Source organism: Streptomyces atratus (assembly GCF_014648655.1).
Taxonomy (GTDB): Bacteria; Actinomycetota; Actinomycetes; order Streptomycetales; family Streptomycetaceae; genus Streptomyces; species Streptomyces atratus.
The window spans coordinates 1-24,610 of record NZ_BMRN01000068.1 but is presented as its reverse complement, the minus strand read 5'-3'; the positions used below and the strand labels follow the sequence as shown (position 1 = coordinate 24,610).

21 protein-coding genes and 4 pseudogenes are annotated in these 24,610 nt (G+C 67.9%); 8 read left to right on the top strand and 17 right to left on the bottom strand.

What is annotated here, in order from left to right; all coding sequences use genetic code 11:
• Positions 1 to 103 precede the first annotated feature (103 nt).
• Positions 104 to 277: pseudogene (locus IEZ15_RS40170) on the bottom strand (RidA family protein); the annotation flags it as partial.
• An 888-nt stretch (positions 278 to 1,165) separates the two neighbouring features.
• Here IEZ15_RS40170 and IEZ15_RS40165 point away from each other — a divergent pair.
• Complete coding sequence (locus IEZ15_RS40165; protein WP_189281934.1) at positions 1,166 to 2,974, top strand: hypothetical protein; 1,809 nt, start codon at positions 1,166 to 1,168, stop codon at positions 2,972 to 2,974.
• A 205-nt stretch (positions 2,975 to 3,179) separates the two neighbouring features.
• On the opposite strand, the gene IEZ15_RS40160 is transcribed toward IEZ15_RS40165, so the two are convergent.
• From IEZ15_RS40160 to IEZ15_RS45895, 3 genes and pseudogenes are all read right to left on the bottom strand, one after another.
• Complete coding sequence (locus tag IEZ15_RS40160; RefSeq protein ID WP_189281933.1) at positions 3,180 to 4,562, bottom strand: hypothetical protein; 1,383 nt, start codon at positions 4,560 to 4,562, stop codon at positions 3,180 to 3,182.
• A gap of 378 nt (positions 4,563 to 4,940) precedes the next feature.
• Entirely contained in the window at positions 4,941 to 5,315 is a 375-nt protein-coding gene (locus IEZ15_RS40155) for a hypothetical protein (protein ID WP_189281932.1), read from the bottom strand.
• 483 nt (positions 5,316 to 5,798) lie between these two features.
• A pseudogene (locus IEZ15_RS45895) lies at positions 5,799 to 6,288 on the bottom strand (non-homologous end joining protein Ku); the annotation flags it as partial.
• Between the two features lie 313 nt (positions 6,289 to 6,601).
• Between IEZ15_RS45895 and IEZ15_RS40140 the strand changes: the two are divergent.
• Positions 6,602 to 7,204: a PH domain-containing protein gene (locus tag IEZ15_RS40140; RefSeq protein WP_189281929.1), complete on the top strand. Its 603-nt coding sequence runs from the start codon at positions 6,602 to 6,604 to the stop codon at positions 7,202 to 7,204.
• A 596-nt stretch (positions 7,205 to 7,800) separates the two neighbouring features.
• Here the strand turns inward: IEZ15_RS40140 and IEZ15_RS40135 are convergent.
• Positions 7,801 to 9,021 carry a lipase family protein gene (locus IEZ15_RS40135; protein ID WP_189281928.1) on the bottom strand — a complete coding sequence of 407 codons (1,221 nt, stop codon included), beginning with the start codon at positions 9,019 to 9,021 and terminating at the stop codon, positions 7,801 to 7,803.
• Positions 9,022 to 9,321: 300 nt separating this feature from the next.
• Here IEZ15_RS40135 and IEZ15_RS40130 point away from each other — a divergent pair, with 300 nt between their 5' ends.
• The gene (locus tag IEZ15_RS40130) at positions 9,322 to 9,843 is read left to right on the top strand and encodes a hypothetical protein (RefSeq protein ID WP_189281927.1); all 522 of its coding nucleotides are present in this window, start codon (positions 9,322 to 9,324) and stop codon (positions 9,841 to 9,843) included.
• A gap of 97 nt (positions 9,844 to 9,940) precedes the next feature.
• Here IEZ15_RS40130 and IEZ15_RS40125 read toward each other — a convergent pair whose 3' ends face one another.
• Entirely contained in the window at positions 9,941 to 11,227 is a 1,287-nt protein-coding gene (locus IEZ15_RS40125; protein ID WP_189281926.1) for a transposase, read from the bottom strand.
• A gap of 30 nt (positions 11,228 to 11,257) precedes the next feature.
• Here IEZ15_RS40125 and IEZ15_RS40120 point away from each other — a divergent pair, with 30 nt between their 5' ends.
• The gene (locus tag IEZ15_RS40120; RefSeq protein WP_189281925.1) at positions 11,258 to 11,737 is read left to right on the top strand and encodes a hypothetical protein; all 480 of its coding nucleotides are present in this window, start codon (positions 11,258 to 11,260) and stop codon (positions 11,735 to 11,737) included.
• Positions 11,738 to 12,482: 745 nt separating this feature from the next.
• Here the strand turns inward: IEZ15_RS40120 and IEZ15_RS40115 are convergent.
• A complete protein-coding gene (locus IEZ15_RS40115) occupies positions 12,483 to 12,926 on the bottom strand; it encodes a hypothetical protein (RefSeq protein ID WP_189281924.1) in 444 nt (147 codons plus the stop codon).
• A gap of 642 nt (positions 12,927 to 13,568) precedes the next feature.
• Here IEZ15_RS40115 and IEZ15_RS40110 point away from each other — a divergent pair.
• Positions 13,569 to 14,036 carry a DUF2199 domain-containing protein gene (locus IEZ15_RS40110; protein WP_229846462.1) on the top strand — a complete coding sequence of 156 codons (468 nt, stop codon included), beginning with the start codon at positions 13,569 to 13,571 and terminating at the stop codon, positions 14,034 to 14,036.
• Between the two features lie 162 nt (positions 14,037 to 14,198).
• On the opposite strand, the gene IEZ15_RS40105 is transcribed toward IEZ15_RS40110, so the two are convergent.
• Positions 14,199 to 14,975 carry a hypothetical protein gene (locus IEZ15_RS40105; RefSeq protein WP_189281922.1) on the bottom strand — a complete coding sequence of 259 codons (777 nt, stop codon included), beginning with the start codon at positions 14,973 to 14,975 and terminating at the stop codon, positions 14,199 to 14,201.
• 88 nt (positions 14,976 to 15,063) lie between these two features.
• Positions 15,064 to 15,156, bottom strand: a pseudogene (locus tag IEZ15_RS45890) (ATPase); the annotation flags it as partial.
• Between the two features lie 20 nt (positions 15,157 to 15,176).
• Here IEZ15_RS45890 and IEZ15_RS40100 point away from each other — a divergent pair.
• Complete coding sequence (locus IEZ15_RS40100) at positions 15,177 to 15,503, top strand: hypothetical protein (protein WP_189281921.1); 327 nt, start codon at positions 15,177 to 15,179, stop codon at positions 15,501 to 15,503.
• Positions 15,500 to 15,862, top strand: coding sequence for a DUF6262 family protein (locus IEZ15_RS40095; protein WP_189281920.1), 363 nt, complete (start codon positions 15,500 to 15,502; stop codon positions 15,860 to 15,862). Before IEZ15_RS40100 ends, IEZ15_RS40095 begins: the two co-directional genes overlap by 4 nt.
• A 133-nt stretch (positions 15,863 to 15,995) precedes the next feature.
• On the opposite strand, the gene IEZ15_RS40090 is transcribed toward IEZ15_RS40095, so the two are convergent.
• The 6 genes from IEZ15_RS40090 to IEZ15_RS40065 form a co-directional block, all read right to left on the bottom strand.
• Positions 15,996 to 16,481 carry a hypothetical protein gene (locus tag IEZ15_RS40090; RefSeq protein WP_189281919.1) on the bottom strand — a complete coding sequence of 162 codons (486 nt, stop codon included), beginning with the start codon at positions 16,479 to 16,481 and terminating at the stop codon, positions 15,996 to 15,998.
• A 363-nt stretch (positions 16,482 to 16,844) separates the two neighbouring features.
• A complete protein-coding gene (locus tag IEZ15_RS40085; protein ID WP_114248453.1) occupies positions 16,845 to 17,936 on the bottom strand; it encodes an alpha/beta hydrolase in 1,092 nt (363 codons plus the stop codon).
• A gap of 2 nt (positions 17,937 to 17,938) precedes the next feature.
• Entirely contained in the window at positions 17,939 to 19,153 is a 1,215-nt protein-coding gene (locus IEZ15_RS40080; protein ID WP_189281918.1) for a trypsin-like serine peptidase, read from the bottom strand.
• 536 nt (positions 19,154 to 19,689) lie between these two features.
• Positions 19,690 to 19,881 (bottom strand): hypothetical protein, encoded by a 192-nt coding sequence (locus IEZ15_RS40075; RefSeq protein ID WP_189281917.1) that lies wholly within the window; start codon positions 19,879 to 19,881, stop codon positions 19,690 to 19,692.
• A 98-nt stretch (positions 19,882 to 19,979) separates the two neighbouring features.
• Positions 19,980 to 20,336 carry a hypothetical protein gene (locus tag IEZ15_RS47485; protein ID WP_373302736.1) on the bottom strand — a complete coding sequence of 119 codons (357 nt, stop codon included), beginning with the start codon at positions 20,334 to 20,336 and terminating at the stop codon, positions 19,980 to 19,982.
• A gap of 699 nt (positions 20,337 to 21,035) precedes the next feature.
• Entirely contained in the window at positions 21,036 to 21,422 is a 387-nt protein-coding gene (locus IEZ15_RS40065) for a hypothetical protein (RefSeq protein ID WP_189281936.1), read from the bottom strand.
• A 9-nt stretch (positions 21,423 to 21,431) separates the two neighbouring features.
• On the opposite strand from IEZ15_RS40065, the gene IEZ15_RS40060 reads away from it, so the two are divergent.
• Positions 21,432 to 22,388, top strand: a complete 957-nt coding sequence (locus tag IEZ15_RS40060; protein WP_229846461.1) for an integrase core domain-containing protein — start codon at positions 21,432 to 21,434, stop codon at positions 22,386 to 22,388.
• Between the two features lie 472 nt (positions 22,389 to 22,860).
• Here IEZ15_RS40060 and IEZ15_RS40055 read toward each other — a convergent pair whose 3' ends face one another.
• Together IEZ15_RS40055 and IEZ15_RS40050 are read right to left on the bottom strand one after the other, a co-directional pair.
• Complete coding sequence (locus IEZ15_RS40055; RefSeq protein ID WP_189281916.1) at positions 22,861 to 23,679, bottom strand: alpha/beta fold hydrolase; 819 nt, start codon at positions 23,677 to 23,679, stop codon at positions 22,861 to 22,863.
• 690 nt (positions 23,680 to 24,369) lie between these two features.
• Positions 24,370 to 24,610: pseudogene (locus IEZ15_RS40050) on the bottom strand (IS6 family transposase); the annotation flags it as partial.

Sequence of the window (24,610 nt, the reverse complement as noted above, 5' to 3'; positions counted from 1 at the left end):
GTCCCCACCGCCACCACCGACAACGACTGAACCAACCAAACCGAAGACACCTGGGTCAGATTTCAACCGGCCAGAGTGGGTCCAAGTTCAGCCGCCGCCGACACTTCATGGCCTGACCCACGTAGTCACCGATCGCTGCCGTGGAGCCGTCATCGTTCAGTGGACACGCCCCGGCGAGGAAGATCAGGCGTGACTCGGCGGGCGCCGTGGCCGCGTAGGCATACTCGGCGACGTCGGACAGGGAGGCAGAGCGGATCAACGTGATGGCACGAGCCATAGCTGTCGAGTCCTTTCCCATCGGGTGTTGAGATCGGACATCCTGCCAACGCCCCGTCGGTTCCCGCCTTCCCATTTCTTCGCCGCCCCCACGCACAGCGCCGTCACTTCTGCTCGATAGTCACGAGCCGAGTGATCGCCGACTGACTCCGGAACCCGTCGATAAACGCTGTTCCCAGAGATCGACGAAGCCAAAGGGGGCCGAACAGCCAGAACACCAGGACGAGACGCCGTGGGAGAGTCTCGTCGGCCGCCTGGTGGAGGTGGTGCTGGAAGGGCTCCGCCCGCACCTGCCCCGTAGCTGGTTACCGGCCACACAAAGGCCGGTAACCAGCTGAAGGGCCCGGTGCGCGTCCGCCTAGTGTCCCCAGATGCGCAACACAACCTCCGGCACCGAAGAACCCGTCGTCGGGCGCAGTCAACCGCTGGACATGACGAAGGGGGCAGCGTGAACGATCACCAGCCAGGCAGTAGTGCCGACGAACCAGAGCCGCAGAGGCAGCCGCCCCCACCCGCCATACCGCCCCACCAGCCACGCCCGGACGGCACGGCACCCCTGCCTCCCGCACCCCCGACCGTCCCCCCGCCCCCGCCCCTGCCTCCCGCACCCCCGACTGTCCCCCCGCCCCCGCCCCTGCCTCCCGCACCCCCGACTGTCCCCCCGCCCCCGCCGCCGCATCCGCCCGCCGCGCCACCGGCCGGCCCTGCGGGCAAGCGGCGCCTGCAAGCGGCCCTGGCTCTGGGCGCCGCGGTCATCGTGGCCGCCGGTGCGATCCTCTGGCCGGACAGCTCCGGCAGTTCCGGTGCGGGCTCCGATGGTGGGGGCGGTGAATCCCGGGCGGCTGTCGCGCCGGCCAGAGGCACGGCGGCCGCCCGGGAGCTGGAAGCCATGCCGGGCGTGCACCTGTCGGCCGCCTACGGCCCCGGCAACGGAAAACCCCAGACCCTGGCCGAGCTGACCGTCACCTCCGACGGCATAGCCAGCGGAACCCTGCGGATGCCCATAACCGGGCAGGCCGCCATCGCCTGGTCCGGCGACCAGCTGTACATCAAGGGCGACAACGACTTCTGGGCGCAGCAGGATCCGCACTACGGCACCGACCTGTCCAGTGGCGGGCATTGGGTGGCACCGGTCAAACGCTCCGGGTATCACATGCTCAATGCCTTCGGTCTGAATGCGGGCTCGCTGACGCCGAAGGCGTTGGCTTCGATCGTGCGGGAGGTCACCGCCGACCCCACGGTGGTCGCGGAGGACGCCGGAACCACGTACGGGCGTAAGGCCACCTCGTACATCGCGCAAGAGCGTACGGTCGTCATCGCCGACGAAGCCCCGCACACGGTGTTCGTCGTCGGCATCAACCCTGCCGATGCCAGCCCGGTCAAGACAGCCGCCTGGCGCACCACCATGGACAGCAGGCCCGTGTCCACGGTGTACCGGGTGCCGTCCGACGACGGCGACGACAGGTTCTACAACCCGTACCTGGTGGCGAAGCCCACCCCGGCCCCGGACAAGGAGACCGCTGCTGCTCGCGCGGCCGCCGACGAGGCCAAGGCCAACGCCAAGCCGCCGCTGACGTCCGCCGAGAAGGTCAAGGCATCCCAGGGCCCGGTGTTCGATACCACCTCCGACACCCCCTCCCTGTGCTCGAACGATCCGTGCTCGTACGCGTTCACCGTCACGAACAACGGAGACCAGCCCGGCGAAGCCGTCCTGCACCTGACGTTCCCCGGCACCAACGAGCGAGTCCACCCGCTCGGAACCATCGCACCCGGACAGTCCAAGCAGGCCAGCGGATCCCGCCCCAACATCGCCAAAGGCACCGGGCGCACCATCCGGCACACCGACTACTCGTGGGTGTTCTCCACCGCCCTGTACGGGCCCGACCCCGACGTGGGCCGGCGCCTGCACGCACGGGAGCTGGAACCCGATGACGTGTTCGTCGCCACACCGCTGATGCCCTCCGTCGCGAACATCCTCGACCAGATGACGAAGAACCTGCCCGCCGACGACACAGCCGCCAACCAGAAAGCCGTCAACGCCCTGCGCGACGCCAACATGCGCGGCCAGATCCCCGCCCTCATGACGATCGCCGCCTCCGGCCGCCTCCAGAACTTCGGGGACCTCGCCGACAGCCTCGACGGCACCGACGCCATCGGCGGCGTCCGCGTACTGGAACAGGTCGCGCACCTGCTGAAGACCGACCCCAACGCCCGCGTCTGGTTCGACGGCGGCTACAAGGCCGGCGACGGCAAGACGTACAAGACCGACTACATCTTCACCAGCACCCGCGACGGGCAGGAACTCAAACGCGCCGTCCAGGTCAAGACCATCACATCCTGGAAAAAGCTCTGGGAGCGGATGGGGGACGCCGTCGAGCAGCTCAACGGCGAGCACAAGCTGGGCAAGCCCCAGGGCAAGCGCGGCCCCGAGCAGGCCCCGCCCGGCTTCGAACGCGTCGTGCAGATCAACCTCGAACCGAACGTCGGCGACGGCTACTACTACACCAGGGCCGACCTGGAGCGCGTCCTGAAGCACAAGGCGTACGCGCAGGGACGCAAGAAGTTCTGCAAGCAAGACGGCAGCATCGGCCTCGAACGCCTCGTCATCGTCAACGCCACCGGCACCTACGAATGGACCGACTTCAAGAGCCTCAACGTCAACTGCCCGGGTTCTTCCAGCGCCCCCTCGACCCCGTAGGACGCTCCCGGCCTGGGAACGACTGTGGCCCCCGCCGAGACGAGGTCTCGACGGGGGCCACACACATACGCCGGCCACTTCCTCTAATCGGGCAGCGTCGGCAGTTCCAGACGCAGCTCGGGCGTGATCCAGCCCATCACGCGGCCGTGTTCGGCGGCCTCCGGCCGAGATCGCGCAGGGGCGGGACGAAAATCCGACCGTGTAGTTACTTGTCACTTCGTGGCAGCTTCGGGAGAAGTAGGGCCACCTCCAGCCTGAAGACCCCTGGCCTTGGACCACCGCGCTCCGGCAGGAGAACAACCGGCGGGCCCAACGGCTGTTCAACCTCCCCGACGCCGGCTGACCGCAGCCGCCCGGTACCTTGTCCACCGGCTGGGCCTGCATCACCACCGGTGATCAGCTTTTCACCCCAGCCCCCTGTACCCCGGATCAGCGCTCTGGCGATGGTCGCGCGCAGCCGTTCCCAGGACCGGGTGGTACCAGTCACGTGAGCGGCCCACGCGATGACCACGCGGCGCAGAAGAGGGTCTGGACTTGGACAGTTCATGCCCGTCGCGGCGACGGCGACAGCGAACGTGGCGTCGTCGCGGCCGGTGGAAGCGGTCAAGGGAACCCGCCAGGTCGAGGCCGTCGACGGTGTGGCGAAGCGCCCCTCGGGCAGAGTATCGATGACCGTCTTCGGCCGCAGGGAGACACCAACCGCGACAAAGTCGGCCAGGACTCCTTGGGTCGCCTCCACAGCCTGGGGCAAAGCGCCCGCTGTCTGCTCCGGCATGCACACGGCCGTCCGGCCCGTGTGTCCGCACTCCATAGTGACCGCGTACGTCTTGAGCGGTGGGGTGTAGTTGTAGCCCTTGACGGCCTCGTACGTACTCGTGACTCCCGCAGCGGCAAGGGCCAGTACGGTGGCCGCGGCCACCGCCCGGCGCCGTATCGGCAGCCACCCCACCATCAGCGCCGCAGCGATGCTGCCGGTGAACGCGACGTGTGGCCAGAGCGCCTCCCACGCGGGTGCCTCGCCGAACATCAATTGTTCGGGGAACGCACCCGACACGTGCCGTACCCAGGGAGCGTCGACGGTCACGGTGAATGCCACGGCCGCCCAGGTCACCACCGCGAGGAGCGGCGTGGCGATCGCTTTCGGCACCCACCGCCCGACGGTGAATCCGATGATCGCGTGCTCTACACACACGATCATTCCCACGACCAGCGGAGAGACGCTGTCCCACGTTGGCCACACGCCCTCCGCCGACAGTGCGGCCACCAGAGGAAGGGTCAGCATCATCCAGGCCAGGGCGACAACCGGAAGCAGCGCTTGGGCGGCGATGCGGTACCGGGAGCGGGCGTGGTTCATTTCCCACATGCCGGCCTGCCGCAGGCCTCGGGACACCCAGGCGGCGAGGGCGGAGGCGACGGCGTAGGCGAAGGGGTAAGCAAAGCGCAGCGGGTATGACGTGATCTCAGGTGCGTATCCCAAGTTGTCGGCCGGGGGATGGCCGGGACCGAGGTAGTACAGCAGCGGCAGCGCGAGGGCGACGGGCGCGGCCCACACGGCGGGCGAAGTACGGAACAATACGGTGATCTTCAAGGTCTTCCCTACGCAGGTGCTGCAACCGCACAGCGAGCGCCTCACGGGCCCCATGGACGATGAGAGGCGGTCGCGTGGCGGCCCTTGGGTGTGCGTCGGTCAGATGCGGTAGACGGGTTCGCTGGCGGTCGCCTCGGCGCTGTCCCGGTTACGTCACGGACGCGGCGGGATGCGAACTGGGCCACAGCATCATCCTGAACAACTACCTGGCAGATCCGGTGAGGGACATCGAGGACGCGAGCGTGGTCACGCTCGCGTCCTCGACGGAGGACACCACGAGGTCCGTACGCCCTGGAGGCGCACGGTCAACGGCCTCGCCCACCGATTTCGAATGCTCCTGGCACAAGCCGGTGCGGTGCTGAAGACGTGCTCAGGGGATCAGCAGCTGACCCAGCTGAGCCCCGCCACGTAGATCGGGTTGCCGGCAGAAGCCCTGACCTCCCGGTACTGGGTCGAGCCCTTCGGGCCCACTCCCGGGGAGTGCACGTTCCCGCCGGAAATCAGCTGGGCCGTCAGTCTTGGACATCTGCCGTCCGCCTTGTCATCCGTCACGTCGGCCCACGCCCACGTCTTGTTGTCGCAGTACCGGATCCAGGCGTGCCCCTCGCTCCTGCTCGAATGGAATGCATCACCGCACACGGAGGCCATGGAAGGCGCGCCTGCCGGTGCCGGTGCCGCTGTCGCCGAGCCGCTCAGTGCCGTAGCCGCGAAGAGCACAGCGCCGGTCATCGACGCCCACTTTTTGTACCGCATGGAAAACAGTCCCTTCGTCAGGTCGTCCGACGGATTCGCCGGCCCGCCCAGCTTGCTGGCGCACAGTCGCAGGACAGCCCCCATGACCAGAACTCGCCGCCCGAAAAACCGGCGGCGCAATTTTGACAGCAACGAGCCGCCTCCGGCTGACGCACTGTCAGAGGCGCACAGTACGGTCCCGTCACGGCAGCCAGAATCGACCTGACCTCCGCCTGTACGGACGCCCACTCCTCAGCGGTGTCGGTGTCCACCCACACCGCAGGGCAGTTCCCTCCACCCGAGTTCGGGTCCGTACCGCAGAGAAGTAACGCCATGATCCCCTCCGAAGCGAGCCAGTTACGCTTAGTACTCCAGCCGGACTTCTTCATTCGTGCTGGTCAGCGGCTTGGGTGTGGGGAGTGTAGCGGGCTGGAATGATCAGGATGCGGTGAGGGCCCAGCGGCGCGGCCGTTGCGATTCCGAAAGATCCGGGCCCGGCTCAGATCAGGACGCGCCGCGTTTCTTCGCAGTTGCCTTCCTGGCCGTGCCCTTCTTTGTGGCCGCCGTCTTCTTCGCCGGAGCGGACTTCTTCTTCGCGGCTGCTTTCTTACGGGGCCGCATCTCGTGCACGGTCGCGTCCTCGTCGTGCTCACCGCGTGCTTGCTTGGCCGCCTCCACGGAGGCGTTCAGGGCGGCCATGAGGTCCACGACCTTCCCGGATTCCCCCTTCTCTCCCTCTGCCGGCTCCCGGGGGTTCCTTGCCCTCCGACTTCGCCTCGATCAGTCCTCCAGGGCGTCGCGGTACAGGTCCCGGAAGCCGCTGATGTCGTCCATAGCCATGGTGTCGGTGGGCTGGACGGCCCGCTCGATCTCGTCGTTGCCAAGGTCGATGGCCTTGGGCGTGAGGGATTCGGGGCTGCGGCTCGTCCGGCCACCGCATCGAGTGCAGCACGATCGCCCCTTCACGTACCCGCAGCAGTCCGAGGCGCTCGCGGCCGGCGGGCTCGGCTGGTCACGAGCATGCGTGGATGGTTCGGTGGGTCTTCGCGATCTTCACCTGCCTCAAGCCCCGCCAGCTCATCAACTCCCCCGACCTTACCCACCTGAGCCGATGCGCGGCCCGGACTCATCAAGGCTGATACCCCGGCCCGTCGGGCGACTGGAAACCGGGGGAGAGTCCGTGGCGGTTCATGTGTTGAGGTTGCACTACAAGCCTGGACAGTTCAGACGGGATGTCCAATCACGCTTCGCCGGCGGAGAGTTGTGCGACGTGCACTCGCCGCCCGAGACTCAATGGAGGAAACATCATGTCCACGCCCTCTAGCTCCACCGAAGGGCTATTGCTCCCCGCTGAGCGGGCGCGCCGCGGCGGGTTCTACCTGGGTTTGGTCCTCGCTGCGATGCTCTGCCTGGTGCTCTTCGAAGGACTCATTTTGTTTGTGGTCGGCGTGCTGATCACGGGTGAAGACATGGGGTTCATGGGCGAGGCGGGTGTCGCCGGTTATGTGGGACTACCGGTGTTGGGAGGAGTAGTGACCCTGCTGCCGCTGATCGCCCTGGTGTCGCGATATCCGGCCCTGCGCATCGATCCGGCGGGCATCAGCAAGGTGCAGCGTGGGGGCACGGAGACCATGCGGTGGGCTGATATCGACCAGGTTCGGTTCAACAGCAGGCAGAGCCTGCTGCTGTTGGTGCTGAAGGAAGGGGCTCTCCCGGAGAAGCCGATCGCCGTTGGCGGGCCGAGGGTGGTTGTTCTCTACTCGCTCGGAAACTCCCTCTGGCGCCGACGGAGGCCGGCTCACCATGACTTGATCGTTGACGCAGTCGAGCGGTTCGCCCCGGGAAAGTACACCGCCCTGCCCTGGAACCTGGGCGCGGGCGGCACGAAGGGCGCGGGCGCCTCGGCGTAGAGGAGGGGGTCAGCCCGCGACCGGGTCTCCGGCGGGGCCGGCGCGCACGGTGAGCTCACCGTTCCGCTGCCGCGCGGCCGCGGTCCGCGACGATGTGCGGGACTAACGCGCAGGACAACTGACCCAGCGACCCACCGGAAGAGCCCCCGGCTATGCGTCCATGGCGGCCCCACTCGTGGGGCCGCCTTTCCGTTCCCGCTGGGAACCTGGCCAGCCTCTCTTGACTTAGTGCAGAGAAGATCAGTGAGATAGAGGCCGTTCATCCCGGCCGTCTTCAGCTCCGCGAAGCCCCTGGGACCGATGTGGGTCGCAGAAGTAGACCGGCATGCCGGTGGCTGAGGTGAACGCCTTGCGCATGGCCATCTCGGTCCCGGGTCAGGACCGGATCAGATGCGGCGGAAGCAAGGTGGGCGGCCTCGGTCAGTGCGGCCTGAGTGATGGCCGCGCCATGGTTCCCGGCCAGCGGGGCCGGCATCAGGTAGCTGGTGCTGCGCTCGACGACGAGAACAGGGCCGAGACAGCCAGGGCGTGTCCGACACGCGACGAACGGCACGCTTGGGTGCACGCTCCGCTCGACCAGCCATTGCCGGTGCGCTTCAGTCGGTCTTCACCGACTCGTCGAAGAATCTGACGATCCGGGGCAGGGCTTGTCGCACCGATCCGTTGTGGTCGTAGTCGCCGACGTCGGTCAGTCGGGGAGCAGCGCCGTTCCTCGTCAACTGGTCGGCGCAGTACGTCGCGTGACTGAAGTCGACGTCCTTGTCGCTCCAGCCGTGGAAGATCTCCACCGGTACGTTCGGCCGCCAGTCGCACGTGTTGTCCATCGGGCGCAGCTTGTCCTTCAGGACACCGTCAGGCTTGCGGATCTTGTTCAGGAAGTCCTCGGTGAACAGGTCCTTGGAGGCCGCCGGGAGTTTGTCGACGATCTGCTTGGTGGTGTGATAGCCGTCGAAGAGACCCTCCACCTCGCTGGCGTAGGGGGAGCGGAAGACATCGCCGGGTGACGTGTAGAGGCCGTACATCTTGTTCCAGGCGGTGACGAAGTAGGCGAGGTAGATGCCGGATTTGGCGATCTTGTCGTCGGCTGCGGCGGCCTCGAAGGCCGAGAGGTGGTAGGGGCCGCTGACCGGGGCGAGTGCCCCCAGCCGGAAGTAGCGGTCGGCGCCCTCCTGCTGAAGCGCCCGGCCTACAAGCATGGTCGCGGGGCCGCCCTGCGAGAACCCGCTGACCTGAACCTTCCGCTTCAGCTCCCGGCCGTTCCGGTGGGCGAGGGTCCGGGCCGCGCGCAGGCCGTCCACCGAGGCCGCGACGGTGGCCCGAGGGTCACCGTACGGGTGGAAGCCTTCGCCCGAGCCGAGGCCCACGTAGTCGGGCGCCGAAACGGCCCGCCCGGTCGAGGCGAACAGCAGGGCGGCGATCCGGTCGTTCGACTTCGGATTCTCCGAGGCGACGTCCTTGCGGTAGACGGTGGTGCCGTGCAGCCAGGAGACGGTGGACAGGTGGCGTGCCCCGTTCTTGGGCAGGACGACGAGCTGGCTCGCGGTCGTGGGGGCGCCTGCGCTGTCAGCGGTGCGGTAGGTGACCCGATAAGCGGTCACGCCGTAGCGGACCTGGGACGAGTCGATGTTTCCCTGGAGCTCCCCGGCCACTTCCTCCGCTGTGAGGTCGGCCGCTTGCTCGACGGAGACGACGGCCCCACCTCGCGCCCACTCGCTGTGGGAGCCGGCCGCCGCCGAGACCGGAGCCAGCAGGGCGGACACACTGCCGAGGACCGCCGCACCAGCCAGAATCCGGGATTTCGTTCGCCGTGAAGTCATGGATGGATCATGCCCGTCGGCCGCTCCGCAGGGACATGGAGTGACCCCCCGGGACGCAAGGGGGAAACCCCCCTCGGGGTCCCTAGGGGATGCCGGGTGCCCCATCCCCTACGGACAGGCCGGATGCCGCACGGTGCGGGGAGTGGACCACGGAGCAGGAAGCCAGTGAGTACCTGACGCTGTCGGGGATCTTGGTTTCCGGTCTGTACGTGCATTGCGCGTAGTGGGAAGTTGGAGGGCCTGCGGCGGTCGGGCTGGTCCTCGGCCCCATGTGTTCCACTCACCTAAGGAGGATCGACCGTGGCCTCCGATCACGACCTGCTGTGGCGTCGCTGCGCGCACCTGGGCCGTGTCCTGCTGCCGGTGGTGGACCAGGAGGCGTGGCGCCAGGCCCGCCGCCACGAGCACCTGGGGGCCTGGGGCATCAACATCGTGGAAGGCGAGCGGCTGATCGAGGTATTTGCGGCCTTGGCCGCCCATGCCGTCGCGATGGACACTTCCGTATCTGCCGCAGAACTTGACGTCCTACCTCTGAGCGCGGTGGCTGACGCGGCGACCGGTAAACGCGACTTCGAGCTGCTCGCCGGACTCCCGGACACCTTCGCCGACGGCCGCGACGAACTGGCCGTCAAGGTCTTCCGGCTGTACGCCTACAGGGGTGGGCAGTACAGCCTCCAGCTCATCCGACTGGGCACGGAACTGCGCCGTGCGCTGACCGTCCTCGCCGAACGCTCGCGAATGCCATCCCCCACGTGCGGGCACGTCTTCTTCTGGGCGGCTGCAGCTGGCCTGTCCAGTGATCACGGAGACCAGATGAGCTGAGGTCACGCTCCCGGCCGCAGGTTGGAGGCTGGTCCTTCGCCGGAATCGGCTTTGGCAGGTTCCGGGGCAAGGTGGTGGGCACCACCGAATGATCAAGTCAGTCTGCGGGGTGGGTGGCAACGCGCCAGGACCGGGGTCGCGGGATGTGCTGCCAGTCGAGGAAGTCCTGGAGAGCGGTTGGGTTTCGGGGCTGCCGAGGTGGTGCTGGCGGCAGGTGGGTACTGATGCGTTCGAGGTTGACCGCGATGGCGGTCAGGACGTGCTGGACGTGAGCCTTGTCCTGGCTGCGGTAGCGGCATTGGCGCATGCCGTGGCCGTTGACGAACTCGCTGAACGTGCTCTCGATGGCAGCCCGCAGCGAGTACCGCGACAGCCACTCCTGGGTCTGCTGCTCAGTCCGGGCCTCGGGCTGGATGTCGTAGAGATCGCGCGGCAGGAAGGAGACCTTCCGGGCGTCGGTGCGGGTGCAGGCGGTCTTCACCGGGCACTGGCGGCAGTCATCTGGGGAGAACTCGACGTTGACGTAGGGCGCGAGGGAGGGTGGCGTCGACCACCGGCGGCTCACCTTGCCCTGCGGGCAGGTGACCTGCTTTGCGTCCCAGTCGATGTTGAAAGCTTCACGGTGGAAGACGGTGCCCTTGCGGGACTGGCGGGTGCTCCTGGCCCGGATCGGTCCGACCAGGCCAACACCGTGTTCGCGGGCGACTTGCTGCTTGAGTGCGACGGAGAGATATCCGCCGTCGACGAAGTGCTCCTTCGACAGCAGGTCTCGATGCTGGAGGTTGACCAGGATGCCGGCGAGGGCCTTGGTGTCGTGGACGGGAGCCTTGGTGGTGGTCACGTCGGTGATCACGCTCGGCGTGTCCGGGTCGCAGCTTTCGGTGACGTGCGCCAGGAAGCCCTTCCAACGCGTCTCGCCCCGGCGCGCGTAGCGAGCACTCACGTCGTAGGGCGAGACGATGGCGACGGCCGAGGGAGGCAGGCCGGCATCCTCCGCATCCCTCCACTTCGGGCGGTCCTGGGCGTCGGTGCAGTAGTTCTGCACGAAGATCTGGCGCAGGGCCTGGACCTGCTCGCCGTCGCGGAGAGCAGGCAGGTAGCGGTGGACGTAGCGCAGGAGCAGGCGGATGTCTATCCGCGCTACCGGCGGGTGCCTCGTGTGGTCGACGGCGAGCGGCTGCGGTTCCGGCGGGGCCGGTGGTGGACATCCCTGCAGTCGGCCGACGCCCAGACGCGGCACGAGCTGATGCGGCAGCGCCAGGAAGCGGCGAAGGAGTAGCGCGAGGAGCGTCAGCGTCTGCAGGAGAAGGCTGCCGAACTCCGACGCAGGGAGCTGGAGGAGAAGGAGCGAATCCGGAAGGCGGAGGAGACCGAACGCTGGCACAAGCAGCAGGAGGAAGAGTCCCGTATCCGTATGGAGGCGTGGCGCCGGCAGTGGGCCGAGGAGGAAGCCCGTCGCGCCCGGGAGCAGGCCGAGGAAGCTCAGCGTCTCGCCCGGGAGCAGGCCGAGCGGGAGGAGCGGGAGCGTCAGGCCGTGGAGGCGGCGAACGCGTGGTGGCACAGGCTGTCGAAGCAGCAGATCACGCAGTTGTTCGCCGCGGTGGCCGAGCGGGCCTGGCGCGAGGAGAAGCTGTGGGTGCAGATCCCCGAGAAGCTGCTGATGGACCCGGCCTACGCCTACGGAGTACCGCTCTACACGCAGGACAAGCGACGCCGGTCCCTGTACGGAGTCGTGCGTCCATGCCCCTCCCTGCTAGCAACCTCGTCCCGGGCGAGGGAAGATCACGCCCTGGTCCGCAGCGCCCACGAGGCCAGAGAGCTGCAAGAGATGGGCCACGAAGGGCGTATCACGCACTTCGACCTGCCCGAGCACGAGCAGCTCACCATGCTTTGACGCCCGGCCAGCCTGCAGTCGGGTCGCCCACGTGGTGAGCTGTTCGTGCTTGAGCAGGTCGAACTCAGCAGACCACGGGCCACCCGGCGCCCGAGCTGATAGACGACCGAACTGAGCCCCTCTCCTTACAGGGAGAGATTTCGGCGGCGCTGCCCTCTGCCCCAGGGGCAGAGAGTCGGTGTTCACGACGACGTGAACAGAGCCAATCGGAACCAGCCGCGGGTTCTTCGGGCCGATCGACGTCTTCCTCCCGCCGGGCGTGGCCGCGCTGACGACGGTGCGGGCGCGGCGGCCCCGGCCGACGCGCAATCGACTGCTCGCGTCCCGGTCCCCGGCCCGGCCCGCGCCGCCCATCCCGCCCGTCCCTTCTTCCTTCACTCAGCCAAGAGACATGGGCAAAGCGGCCGCAACGGGGATGTCAGCAGTCCGACTACGCCAAAACCGCGTGGTGGCCTGCACGAAGACGGGGGCTGTTCCCCGGGGTGCGCAACAGCAGGCGCAACCTATAGCCGCAACAGACGCCGCAACCTCAGGCGCAACCCCTGTCGCAACGTCGGTACCCCTGGTCCACCGAGGGCGCCTGGTCAGTCATGCCGCCCGGAGGGAACAGCCGTACGGACAGCGCAGCAGGTTGGCGGCGCAAGACGGTGGTGACAAAGACCGGGGCGCGCCCGCTGCAGCAGCCCCCGTACCCGCGCGCAGGCCCACCTCGCCTGTTGTCGGGCATGCGGCTGAGCCGGCGTTGTCAGTAGCGGACCTCCTTGGCCTCGTACCCTTCGAGCCCTGCCGTGACGAGGGCGGGTACGAGGGCGTGCAGGTACCAGGCAAGGTCGGTGAATTCCGGCGCCGCCGGGACGCGGCGACGGTCGATGGTGGGCGTGAAGGAGACGTCCGTGCGGCCGGGCAGGAACATGAGCATGCCGCCTGTCCCCGCCTCCGAGTGGTAGACGTTGAGGGCCACCGTGTACAGCAGGTTCCCCGGCGCGTCCAGCAGTACCAGCACCTCGCCGAGGCCGCCGGGCGCGCTGTCGTACCACTCGTACATGTCGCCCGCGTCGTTGATCATGTACGAGACGCCCTCAGGAGGTACCGCCGCGGACCACCCCGCCCCGGTCAGGGCATCCAGAACGGCGCGCACCGTGGTCGGGCACGTGAACGTGAAGTCGATGTAGGCGTCTCTGGATCCCACGGGACCTCCGGGCAGGGTGAGCGACAACCCCGCATCCTCGCCCGTGGAGCGCAGAGCCGTCGATCCGTTTTCCCAGCCTGGCTGCTGACCTTGTTCCCGACGGCTTCTTCACACGTGGTCGGGGCTGCGCGCGGCGTGGCCGGGGTCATGGTCGGGGCTGTGGTCGTCCCGACCATGACGGTCCGGCCCGTCCCGTGGCAGCACCGGGCGGGTGGTTGGGGGCGAATGCGGGGGATGTGCTTCGACCGTCAGCGGACGACGCTGGAGTCATGAGGACCGTCTGGAGGCTCAGAAATGCCTCGCACAGCATGCAGGTTTCGAGAGGACTTTCGCGAACGGCGACCTGCGGAAACACGATCATTCCGGGGGCTCTCGCAGAACTCTCACAGATGTTCATTTATGAGAATGACCGCGTGTGGTGCGCGTGGCCGGAGGTCGCCAGGCGGCTGCGACTGGACGCCGAGGCTGGCCCGTGAGCGTTCGAGTTGGCCCCGGATGAGCGCTGGAGTTGGTCTGCATGCTCGTTGCTGGTGCCCGTGGGTGCCGATCAAGGGTGGCGATGGGGTCCCTAGGCTCCACGTCATGACCGGTGATCTTGGATTCCTCTGCTCGTGCTGCGGGGCGCACCACCCTGAGCTGCCCATGAACTACACGGCCGAGGCCCCGGCCGTGTGGGATCCGGGCTTCGCTGACGCGGACGATTGTCTGCTCTCGTCGGACCAGTGCGTGATCCGGGCACAGCACTACTTCGTCAAGGGTCTGATCGAGATACCGGTCATCGGCAGCGACGAGGTGTTTTCCTGGGCTGTCTGGGTCTCGCTCAGCCGCGAGAACTTCTCCCGCGCGGCGGACTTGTGGGACACCACCGGCCGAGAAGCGGAGGAGCCCTACTTCGGCTGGCTCACCACTGACCTCTCTGCCTACTCGCCCACGACCCTCAACCTGAAGACCCACGTCCACACCCGGCCGGTCGGCGAGCGCCCCTTCGTCGAACTCGAACCCACCGACCACCCCCTCGCCGTGGAACAGCGCACGGGAATGACCCGGGACCGGGTACGGGAGATCGCCGCGACGGTGCTTCACCCCTCCCGCGACAGGAAGCAGCCATGAGGGCCGACGCGCGAGTGCGGCTGCCCCCTCGGGCGCCAGAAGGCCTGAGCCGCCGGGCCCGGTACTTCGTCGAAGCGCACGGGCTGTGTGTTCCCCGCCGGGGTTCACGAGACATAGCAGCGCGAGCCATGCGCGGTGCGTCGCTCGTCGTGCCCGCGGGCGTCACTGCCCGGCGCGTGGCCGGGTGAGTCCGGCTCCCACCTTGGTCAGCATCTGGCCGAGGAGGTGGAGCGCTCGTGCACGTGTCGGCACTCCACGCGCGGTTCCCGTCCAGTAGGCGTCGGTGAGTTCCTCTGTGACCGTGAGGATTCGGTCCTCGTCCTGGGCGGCCAGCACGAGGGTGAACCGCACGTAGTCGCCGATGTCGGTGCCCTGGGGGTGCTGGTGCGTGAAGGTCTGCAGGCGCGGTGTCAGGGCGGGCAGGGTGCGGTCCGTCGGAAAGACGACGGCGAGGCCGGCAAGGGCCAGCCGAACCGCAGGGCATTCGGCCGACCAGCGGGTTAGTAGATCTGGAGTGCGATCCTGGACCGTGCTGCGGGCCCGGGCCTCGCTGTCGGGATCGGCGTGTGGCGGGGTGGCTGGCCAGGTCTCGGCGAGGTGACGCTCGGCGACGGTGGCAGCCCTGAACAGCAGGTCGATGGATTGGAATCGGGGTCGGGCGGGAATCCGGTCGTCGACGGCGAGGGCTGCGAGCAGGACGAGGCCGTCAGCGGTGGCGGGCTGGCAGGTGTCCTGGTGGAGGATCTCGTTGTAGAAGTCGCCGAGGAAGCTCCGGTCGTCCCAGCAGGGGTCGATCTCGGCGTCGAACAACATCACCGCCTGGGGCGGCCTGCGGCCCGGCATGCGGTCGGCGATGACGTCTCGGAAGAGCTGCCGGATCGGCGGACCGAAAGCGATCGCGTCGTGCCGTGGCTGCTCGGGGTCGGCGTGCGTATCCATGGCCAGCGCAGCCTAATGGAGCATCTCGGGCCGACGGCCCGTCGCCTGGGCGAGAGCTGGCAGGCCGTAGGCCCGGAGTCTGCAGCGGTTAGCCGGCCTGGGCAGGTTCTTCGGCTCGTGCTCGGGTGATGGCGAGGCGGTAGGAGTCGGTTCCGGTCTCGATGATGGTGCCGTTGAAGGTCGGCGCCTCGGACCACGGTGGTGCGAAACGCCTGCCACGGCTGCGACCACTTCCCCACCGACCGCACCTTCCTGCCGGACATCCAGCGCCAACTCGCCGAGACCCAATCTCTGGCCGCCACCCGGCAGGCCCGACACACCGAGCGGTACGGCGAGCCGATGAGCGGGACGAACGTTTGGATGGAACAGCGCGACGCCGAGATCCGCAGTATGCAGCTGGAGATCCTCGCCCTCGAAGCCCAGCCAGCCGACAGCACCACCGTGGTCCGGGACGCCGGCGTGCTCGGCCGCACCGGCTACCAGGACGCCGTCGGCGCCTCGGACAGCAAAGGGGCGTCACTCTCATGAGCGAGCGGCTGAACGAAACGGCCTCGGAACCCGTGGCTCCTGCTGACCGGCGGATCGCCGCCCTTCGGCAGGCCGCCCAGGACAAGCACCAGCAGGCCGTCCAACGGGCGGAGGCGGGCATCCGAAGGCTGATCAAGGAAGGCGAGGAGATCAACTTCCGGGCCGTCGCCCGCGCGGCCGGCGTCAGCCTGGACTTCCTCTGTGCCCACACCGACCTGCGGAAACGCATCGAGACCCTGCGCGGCCAGCAACGGACCGCAGACCGGTCTGCCCCTCAGGCACTCTCAGTCGACGACGGCACGGTTGTCCATACCCTTACCGAAGCTCTTCGTCACCCTTACCGAAGCTCTTCGTCGTGAGCGCACCACCCACCGCGAGCGCGTCCAAGAACTCGAACAGCGACTGGCCGCCGCACACGGCGAGATCCTGCGCTTGCAACGCGTGATCCAGTCGAACGGCCCGGGGCTGTGAACACTCGCCGGGCTGCGGCGCCTACGATCCCGATCGCAATCCCAGAACACTGTGCTCCACCACGCCCGCGGGAAGATCACTTCTCCCCGAAGCCCGGGCAGTCAACTCCAGGAGACCGGCCCGGAGGTCGGCGGCGGGCTCACCAAGGATGATCGCACTGACGATCAGCTCCATCATCAGGCTGTCGTAATCGTCGTCTGTTCTCCGATAGCGCTCCACATCAGCCTCCACCACAGCCGAGGCGATCCTCCTCCCACCACCAATCACGGGGGCAAAGGACGCCTCATAGACGCCATGACCGGTCCAACTCCGGTGCATGAAAAGGACATCGCCTTCGACGAAGACGTTCCACTTCTCATCCATGTCCCGGGCTCGATATCCGCGCTGGATCCGGTCCCAGTCCTCGTCAGTCCAAACACGATCCGGCAGCTGAGACACCGGACGGGGCGTGCTGATCGGATGGAGGCGCCGGAACGACTCTCGGGTGAGCGGGGCATCGGCAGTCATGGCGTGATCCTACGGCTGCACTACTCGAACACGACAGCGACTTAGCGCCAAGAACAAGTGCCCTGGGCAGAGAGTGAACCTCTGCCACCTTTCGGACGCCTCTGCAACGTCCTGAACAGCGATTCTCGTCATCCGCTTCGCCGCGCTCGACCTCCGCTCGAAGCACGACCAACTCGAGCGCATCACCGCTCTGACCCCCGTTCTCCAGGCATCGGCGGTCCACGCCTCGTCCTCGGGAAGGAGCGCTCCCCCGCGGACGCGAGAGAGTCACGCACGGCACGCATGGAAGTCGCTGATGGCGGAGACACTCCGGGTGGCTGCGAGCCGAAAGCGGCGGGTGTCGAGGACACCCGCCGCTTGGAGTCAGGCTGCCGGCGTGAGGGAGGACTGGAGGCGGGGCATCAGGTCAAGGAGGTCCTGGTACCAGCAGCCGGCTTCGTGGCCGCCGCCCTTGCAGTACTCGCCCCAGGTGGCGCCGTTGCCGTAGTTCTCGTAGTGGACGGGGATGCCCAGGCCGTCGAGCTTGGCCTTCATGTGGGCGGAGCCGCTTTCCAGCCACCACTCCCGGACATCGTAGTTCCCGCCGTCACCGTTGCCGATGTAGATGTGGATGCCCATGCCCCTAAGCTTGGCCGCGTTGGCGACCGGGTCGGCTTGGTTCCAGCGCCAGTCGGCGTTGAACACCGGGTAGGGGGTGCCGAAGAGGGCGTCGCTGTCCACGCCGGGGGCGTAGGCGTCACCGTCGCAGGCGACCGTCCCGGACGTGGAGGCGCACAGCGCGCCGGTCGCGTTGGTCAGGGAGGCGACCACGACCAGGCGCAGAGCCATCTGGTTGGCGCCCAGCTCCAGGTCGCCGGAGAGGGAGCCGACCTGGCTGAACAGGTCGGGATGCAGCTGGGCGTAGTGGAAGGCGCCGAAGCCGCCCATCGAGATGCCGGCAATGGCGCGGGCCTGCTTGGTGGCAATGGTGCGCAGGTTGGCGTCGATGAACGGGATCACCTGGTTGATGTGGAAGTTCTCCCAGTTCGCGGCGCCGGCGGCGGTGTTCTGGTTGAGCCAGTTGGCGTACCAGCCACGGTTGCCGCCGTCCGGCACGACGGTGATCATGCCGGACGCCCCGGTGAGCGCGGCGTTGCCGTAGAAGGGGCTGGACGGGTCGTCCGGCGAGCCGTGCAGGAAGTACAGGACCGGGTAGCGCTTGGCGGGGTTGGCCGCGTAGTCGCTCGGCAGGATGATCCGGATGTTCTGTTCGCCGTGGACTTCATCGGACTTCACCGTGATCACGAAGTTGGTGTCGGTGTTGGTCGGAGCCGAGCTGGCGGCGCTCGTGACCTGGGTCAGCCCGAACCCGTCGGCCAACGGTGGCCTCGATGAGGCGTGCGCGGCGGGGGTGGGCAGCAACAGCAGGACGGCCGCGACCAGCACGCCCAGGGCGCGTTTGAGGGAATCCGTCATGGTCAGGCTCCGGGGGTGACGGACTGGGCCGTCTCGAAGGCTGCCTTCTCCTGGTCGCCGAAGTTCGTCCCGGCCATGTAGGGGCTGGGGGCACGGGACTGGGCTTCGGCGATCGCGTCGAGGCCGCCAGTGCTGGACTGGGCGAAGTGCGAAGTGACGCCGACCAGGACGCCCTCGCCGGTGGACGGGTCGAAGTCCTTGAACCAGGGGCCGCCGCTGGCGCCGGGGCTGAGCTGGGTCTTCATCAGGTCGCTGTTGGTGTCCCACCACCACTCGCGGTTGATCCAGGACGGCCCCTGGCTGAAGAGCAGGGAGCGTCCGTCGTAGATGCGCTGCTGCGCGGCGGGAACGTTGTTGACGTTCGGGGAGCCGTTGATCACCGCAACGCCGGTACTGGAGAAGTTGGGGCCGCTGTAGCTCTTGAAGTTCACGGTGGGGTAGCCGAAGTTGGTGCGCGGCGTCGTGCGGGCCGGGTTGAAGCCGATCGGCTGGCCGCCGCCCACGACCACTTCGATCGGGCGGTCGTCGGCAGGGTTGTCGACGACCATCGCGGCCATGTCGTTGTTGTTGAAGTGGTTGGCCTGAGCCGCCCAGCCCTCGGTCCACCAGGCCCGGGTCACCGCCCACACGCCGTACGGTGCGACGTCGGAGCCGATCGCCGGGCCGCTGTTCAGGTCGGTGCCCGGCGCGACGCGCGGCAGGTTCTCGCCCCGGAAGCCGGGGATGAACAGCACGTTCGTCGCGACCTGGTTCAGGTCCAGCGGAGCGTTCAGGCCCCAGTTGATGCGCAGGCAGTGGGCCGCGGTGACCACGACGCTCTTGTTCTGGCTCTTGACCACCGTGGCGGTGCAGGACGCGAGGCCATCGGTCGTGCCCGTGCCATCGGCGTTGCGCATCCGCATCACCAGCTTGCCCGCCGTCCGGGTGACCTTGCCGCCGCCAGCCCAGGGCCGGGCGGTGTCGTCCCATCCGGCCGCCGGAGCGACGGCCTCGGCCCCGTCGCCGTTGAGCGCGGCGGCCGACAGCCGGTTCAGGTTCCAGTACCCGGCCTGCTGCTGGAGCCCGGCCTCGTAGCCGTCGCCGAGCGGGACAACGCGAAGCTCGACCGGTCCGGCGGCGTACGCGGCCGGGGCACTACCCAGGGTGCCCACGGTCGCCAGGGCCACCGCGGCGGCCAGCATGGATATCCGCCGGATGGTTAACGGAAGCGTCCTCAAGGCGCACTCCTCAAAAAAGGCAATGTCTGAGCGAAGCTAACAGCCGGCACTGAGTCTGTTCGAGCGGGTTCCCGGCCATACATTTCGCCAACTTGGAGCGCAGATCGCACGTGCCCCACGCGTCTCCCTCGTACTGCGCAAACGTGGCCTTAATCGGCGGCCCCCCGGGCGACAGCATCCTGGGCGGCTGACCCGAGCCCTTCCTCCCCAGCCCGCGGGTCGTGCTCCTCACTGTACGGAGCACCGCGCCCGCGGGCTGGAGCGTTCCCAGGGGCTGCGAGGGTGAGGGCGCCGGGCGTCGTCAGCGAAGGGAACGTCTTCGCGAGAAGGCGGGCCCATCTGCTCAGCGCCCTCTGTTTCTGGCGCAACGGCCTGAAGGCAGGGGTCACAGGCAGGGACGAGCACTGGGCCTCCTTCGCCGCGTCCCCCAGCCAGTACTCCTCCCCATAGCTGACGAAGGCTGCGGCGTCTCGGAGACGAGAAGCCCCCGAGCGACCTCCCCGAGGAAAGGCGGGTGACGGCATCTTCTGCTCGTCTCAGCCGTCGCGCGGTAATTGCTGCGGGATCAGCACTTCCGGCATCCACAGCTTCTTCTTCGCGTAGACGTAGAACTGCTGGACGTGGGAGACCTCTTGGCTCCACGTGTCGCCGTCGACGCGCGGCCCGCGGAGGTCTCGGCGCCGCCTGGGTCGACGTCCGCCGTGACACACCCTCTGCCCTACGCCCACGCGCATCTCCTGCGGCACACGTTCAGCACCGGAGGGCGCAGGCTTCGGGCGGTGCCCCGTCCACCCGGATACCCCTGGTGATGTCTGATCGGCAGCCGTCAACCCGTACGCATGGCCCTATGATTCGGGGACTCGCGTAGGGGTTCCCGTCCCCTGGCGCCCAGGATTCCTGGAACCCGCGCGCCTTCCTCCTCCAGGAGCTCGCGCTCGATCCGGTCGGCGTCCGGGTACCGGCCCTCCCCAAGGAGCAGTTCGGCCTGCCGCTCGGTCACCACGTCCCCGACCGTCAGGCCGACCACGGCTAGGCCCCGGCCCGTCCAGAACCCGGGCGGGACACCAGCCTGATCCTGCGCGTCGCGCAGCGGTACGCCCGCAAGGCGGTATCCGTCGCCGACCATCACACCGTTGCAGTAGTACGGCCACCCTCTCGGGCCGATCTTCTTCTCGCTGAGCATCCGGCCATGGAACCCCGCCCGTGACCTGCACAAAAGCCTGATCGTGGGTGCTTCCCGCCGGGCGGGAGGCCATCACCAGATCTTTACCGAGGCAGCCCGCCAGGCGGGCTGCCCCGCCAGCCCGCGACGGTAAGCCGCCGGCGTGTGCACTCTCCCGCCCATGAACCTCACTATGGTGTCCGCCTTCGTCCAGCGGGAGCAGGCCAACGGATGGCACTTCCCCGGCTGTCAGGCGACCCGACCTGAACAACGGAGGTGATGTGGGTTCTCTACAGCGACGCCTGACGTTGTCGTGCGAATGCTGCGCTGCGGGCACACGAAGGGGGCCGGATTCCCAAGTCTGGGGATCCGGCCGCCCTCCATCAGCCTCGGAGGCGTCGGGGCACTCGGCCGTCGGGGGGCAGGGAGATCCGGTCACGACCAGAGCTCCGTCTTTCGCCCCGCGGGTCTCACTGAGCGTCAGTCGCGGAGACGAGTAGAGCAGCGCACCGCCGCTGTACAGCTCGTACTGGTACCGCTGGGTCCGCTCCAGGTCGCGTCGTTGCTCCGGGTCGGCATCGGGCAGGGTGAGTTCAACGAACCCGCGGCCGTCGCGCAGGATGCCCTGGGACGTGATGCTCCCGGTGATGGTCGCTGAGGTGGTGTCGGTGGTGAGCTGGACGACATCACCGTGCATCGGGCGAGGCCCGGGAAACGAGGTCATGCCTCCACCCCCGCGAGAGGCACCTGGGCGATCGGATTCCACATGATGTGCGCGCCGTCGTGCCACTGCTCGACAAGATGCAGGCGGTCCACGAGCACCGGCCCGGACAACGGCTGCTCGATGGCTGCCAGCGCGGCTCTGAGGGTGACCGCGTTGACGTCCTCAGCACCGTTTGAGGCGTAGGCGAGGGACATGTGGGGGTAGCGGCTCGGTGCGGCCTTGAAGACGGCTCCCGTGCGGACCACCACCTGGGTAAGGGTGTCCACGATCTCGGTGAACGGGCGCCCCGGCCACCCGCTGATCCCCACACCGACCATGCCAATCGAGAGAAGGACGCGGAGACCCTCGCCCTGCGCCATCAGATCACGGTCCTGGAAAGCCAACTGGGCGAGATGAGGGTACGGTTCACCTTGAGCGATCAGGCGTTCCTGGCGGCGCTACTGCACCGACTCCCGAGGGATGTGCTCCGCAGAGTGCGGCTGCTGGTACGCCCGGACACGCTACTGCGCTGGCATCGCGACCTTCTCGCACGCCGCCACGGCGCCGCCTCCCGCCCCAAGCGCCCAGGACGACCGCGGACCGTGCACTCCATCCGGGCCCTGGTATTGCGCCTGGCGAACGAGAACCCCAGTTGGGGCTACAGGAGGGTGCATGGCGAGCTGCTCGTGCTGGGGGTGAAGGTGGCCACGTCCACCGTCTGGGAGATCTTGAAGGAGGCCGGGCCCGATCCCGCGCCCCAGCGCTCCTCCAGCACCTGGGCCGACTTCCTGCGCTCACAGGCAGACGCCCTGCGCGCATGCGACTTTTTCGAGACGGTCACCCTGTCCGGGGCGCGGCTGTACGTCTTCGCCGTTATCGAGCACACCAACCGACGGATCCGGATCCTGGGCGCCACCGCGCACCCGACCGCCTCCTGGGTGGCGCAAGCCGCGAAGAATCTCGTCATGGACCTCGAGGACGCCGGCTGCCGGGCCCGGTTCCTGATCCGGGACAGGGACGGCAAGTTCCCGGCCCTGTTCGACGCGACCCTCAAGGACGCGGGGATCGAGGCCGTGCTCAGCGCTGTCCGGACGCCGAGGATGAACTCGATCACGGAAAGATGGGTGCAGACCTGCCGACGCGAGCTCCTGGACCGCACCTTGATCTGGAACCAGCGCCATCTGCTACATGCCCTGCGCGAGTTCGAGCAGTTCTACAACTCCCACCGCCCACACCAGGGCATCGCGAACACTCGGCCGCTACGCCCCTTGCCCACACCGATTGCCAATCCGGACGAGATAGCCCGCCTCGACATACGCCGACGCGAACGGCTCGGCGGCATCCTGAATGAGTACCAACATGCGGCGTGAGCAGCATGGATGGGGTTTCCGGCAAGCGCTGGGCCCGCCGATGATGTGCGACCGCTGCCACCAGCCCGTGACCCGCGAGGAGTCGAAGCCGTACGAGGTGCCCGGAGCGTCGGGCCCCGGCATCACGATCTACGTGCACAAGCGTCCATGCGCCCTGCCGTCTCGGCCCAGCCGCAAACATACCCGCAGCGCAGCCCTGATCTCACGCCCGCGACTGACGCCGATCGGTCGCGGGCGGGGCACTTTCTCGGTCAGCCGCTCGCGTGCCGCCCAGGGACGGCGTGTGCGCGCTTCGGCGACGACCGTGACGGTTGGGGGCTCACCTGCGGGCGGCCCGCCGCCGGGTCATCCGCCCCTTCGCCGAGTGGTCCGTGCTCCGTGAGGCACGTCGGGAGGCCGCGCAAGGCCGATACAGCGCCAACTCGGCTTCCGCCAACCGCAACGACGTCCGACCGCGCAGTGACCGCTCCTGTCATCCTCCGTTTCCGGTGCTGACCGTACCCACGGCATGGCTCAGCACGAAGTCACGCGCCAGGCGTGCGGCCTGCTCACGGGCCTCGAAGGTGATGCCGTGCCGAGTACGCGGCAGGATCACCAGACGTGCGCCAGGGATCTCCGATGCCATGAGTTCGGCGACCTGAGCGCGGACGATGGGGTCCTCCGCGCCATGCAGCACGAGAGTAGGAGCCGTGATTTCATGCAGCCGGGCAGTGCAGTCGTGGTTCTGAATCGCTGTCATGCGGCGTGCGTCGGCGTCTACGGGACGCCCCCGCAGGGCGCGCTTGGTGTCGGCGACGAGCTGCGGGTCGTTCGCCTGCCCCTCGGGTGTGAGGAGCAGGTCCAGCGCGAACTGCGCCCGCGCGTCCGGCCCCATGGCGACGATGCGGTCACCAAGGCTCTCGGTCATGGTCCAGCTCGGGGTGGCGCCTGACAGTATGAGAGACGCGACCCGCTGGGGGTAGTGGATCGCCAGGTGCATGGCGATCGCTCCGCCGTACGACACTCCCATAACATGTGCGCGCTCAAATCCCAGCGCGGCAAGGAAGTCGGCGCAGTCAGCAGCTTGCCGAACGATGTCGTACGGCTCGGGCCCGTTGAGTGTGTCGCCGGTGTCACGCTGGTCGAAGCTGATGGCCAGGATTCCAGCGCCTAACAGGGGGCGGAAGGCATCAAACTGCCCCCTATGGCTCTCCCCGCCATGCAACAGAACCAGCGGTTCACCCTGGCCGGACTCAACGTAGGCAATATCGATGTCGCCGACTTTGACGTGCTGAAACCCCTCAGAACTCACGCGCTCACCTCCACAGGCGTGCGTCCATCGCCTCGGCGAAGACGGGATCGGCACAGGACGGCGGGCTCGCTGCCACCGAACGGTGGAAACGCTCGATCATCTGGTCACTCACTCTCCGATCGCCTCAAAGCTGAGTACAGCATGGGAACCGGGTATCGCCCAGTCGCTGGTTCACCTCTGCCCCGACCACTACTCCACAAACGAACCATTGGCTCGTTGGCCGGTATAGCCGCACCCGTACGAGGGCGTTGTCAACTTGTTCGGGGCAGGGGTGTTGAGGGCGTGGTGGGGCCGGGTGGAGGCCTGATGGTCAGGCTGCCGCGGGCAGGTCGGCGGTGCCGGTGACCTGGCTCGCCAGCCTCGCCGAACTGGGCATCAAATGGTCTTGACCGGCACTGGCGTCGGTCAAGCCTTGAGCCACCGCACTCGGCACGGGGTTGGGCCGCCTCCGCCAGATCTGGGTGGTGCTGCATTGCGCGGGAGGCGCCAAGACGCACGGTCGTGGGAAGTGCCATCCTCAGCGTGTCTTCAGGCCACGGTCTTCGAGTTCGTCCGCGCACGCCTCTGGTACCCAGACAGCCTTCGCGGTGGCTCTGCCCTTCAAGGGCTCTTCCGGCGCTGTCACGTTGTTGGGTGTGTACGTGCTTGACGGAGCGTCGGGGCATGGTGGGCCCCGGTCCGGGCCTGTGTTCAGGCCGTGGTGGGCCAGCCGGCAGCGCCGGTGATCTCGTCCCAGATGGCGAAGCGGTGACAAATTTCGGCTCGGTAGTAGTGTGCGGTCACCAGGTGGCGGCGGGGTCGGAAGTGGGGCGAGATCCCGCTGAACGCGGACAGGAACCGTTGGGCCCCACCTACGGAGCGGAAGCCCTTCATCGCCCGTTCACGCTGCCTGGTTGGCTGGTGGCTGTTCTCCGCCCGGTTGTTCAGACCC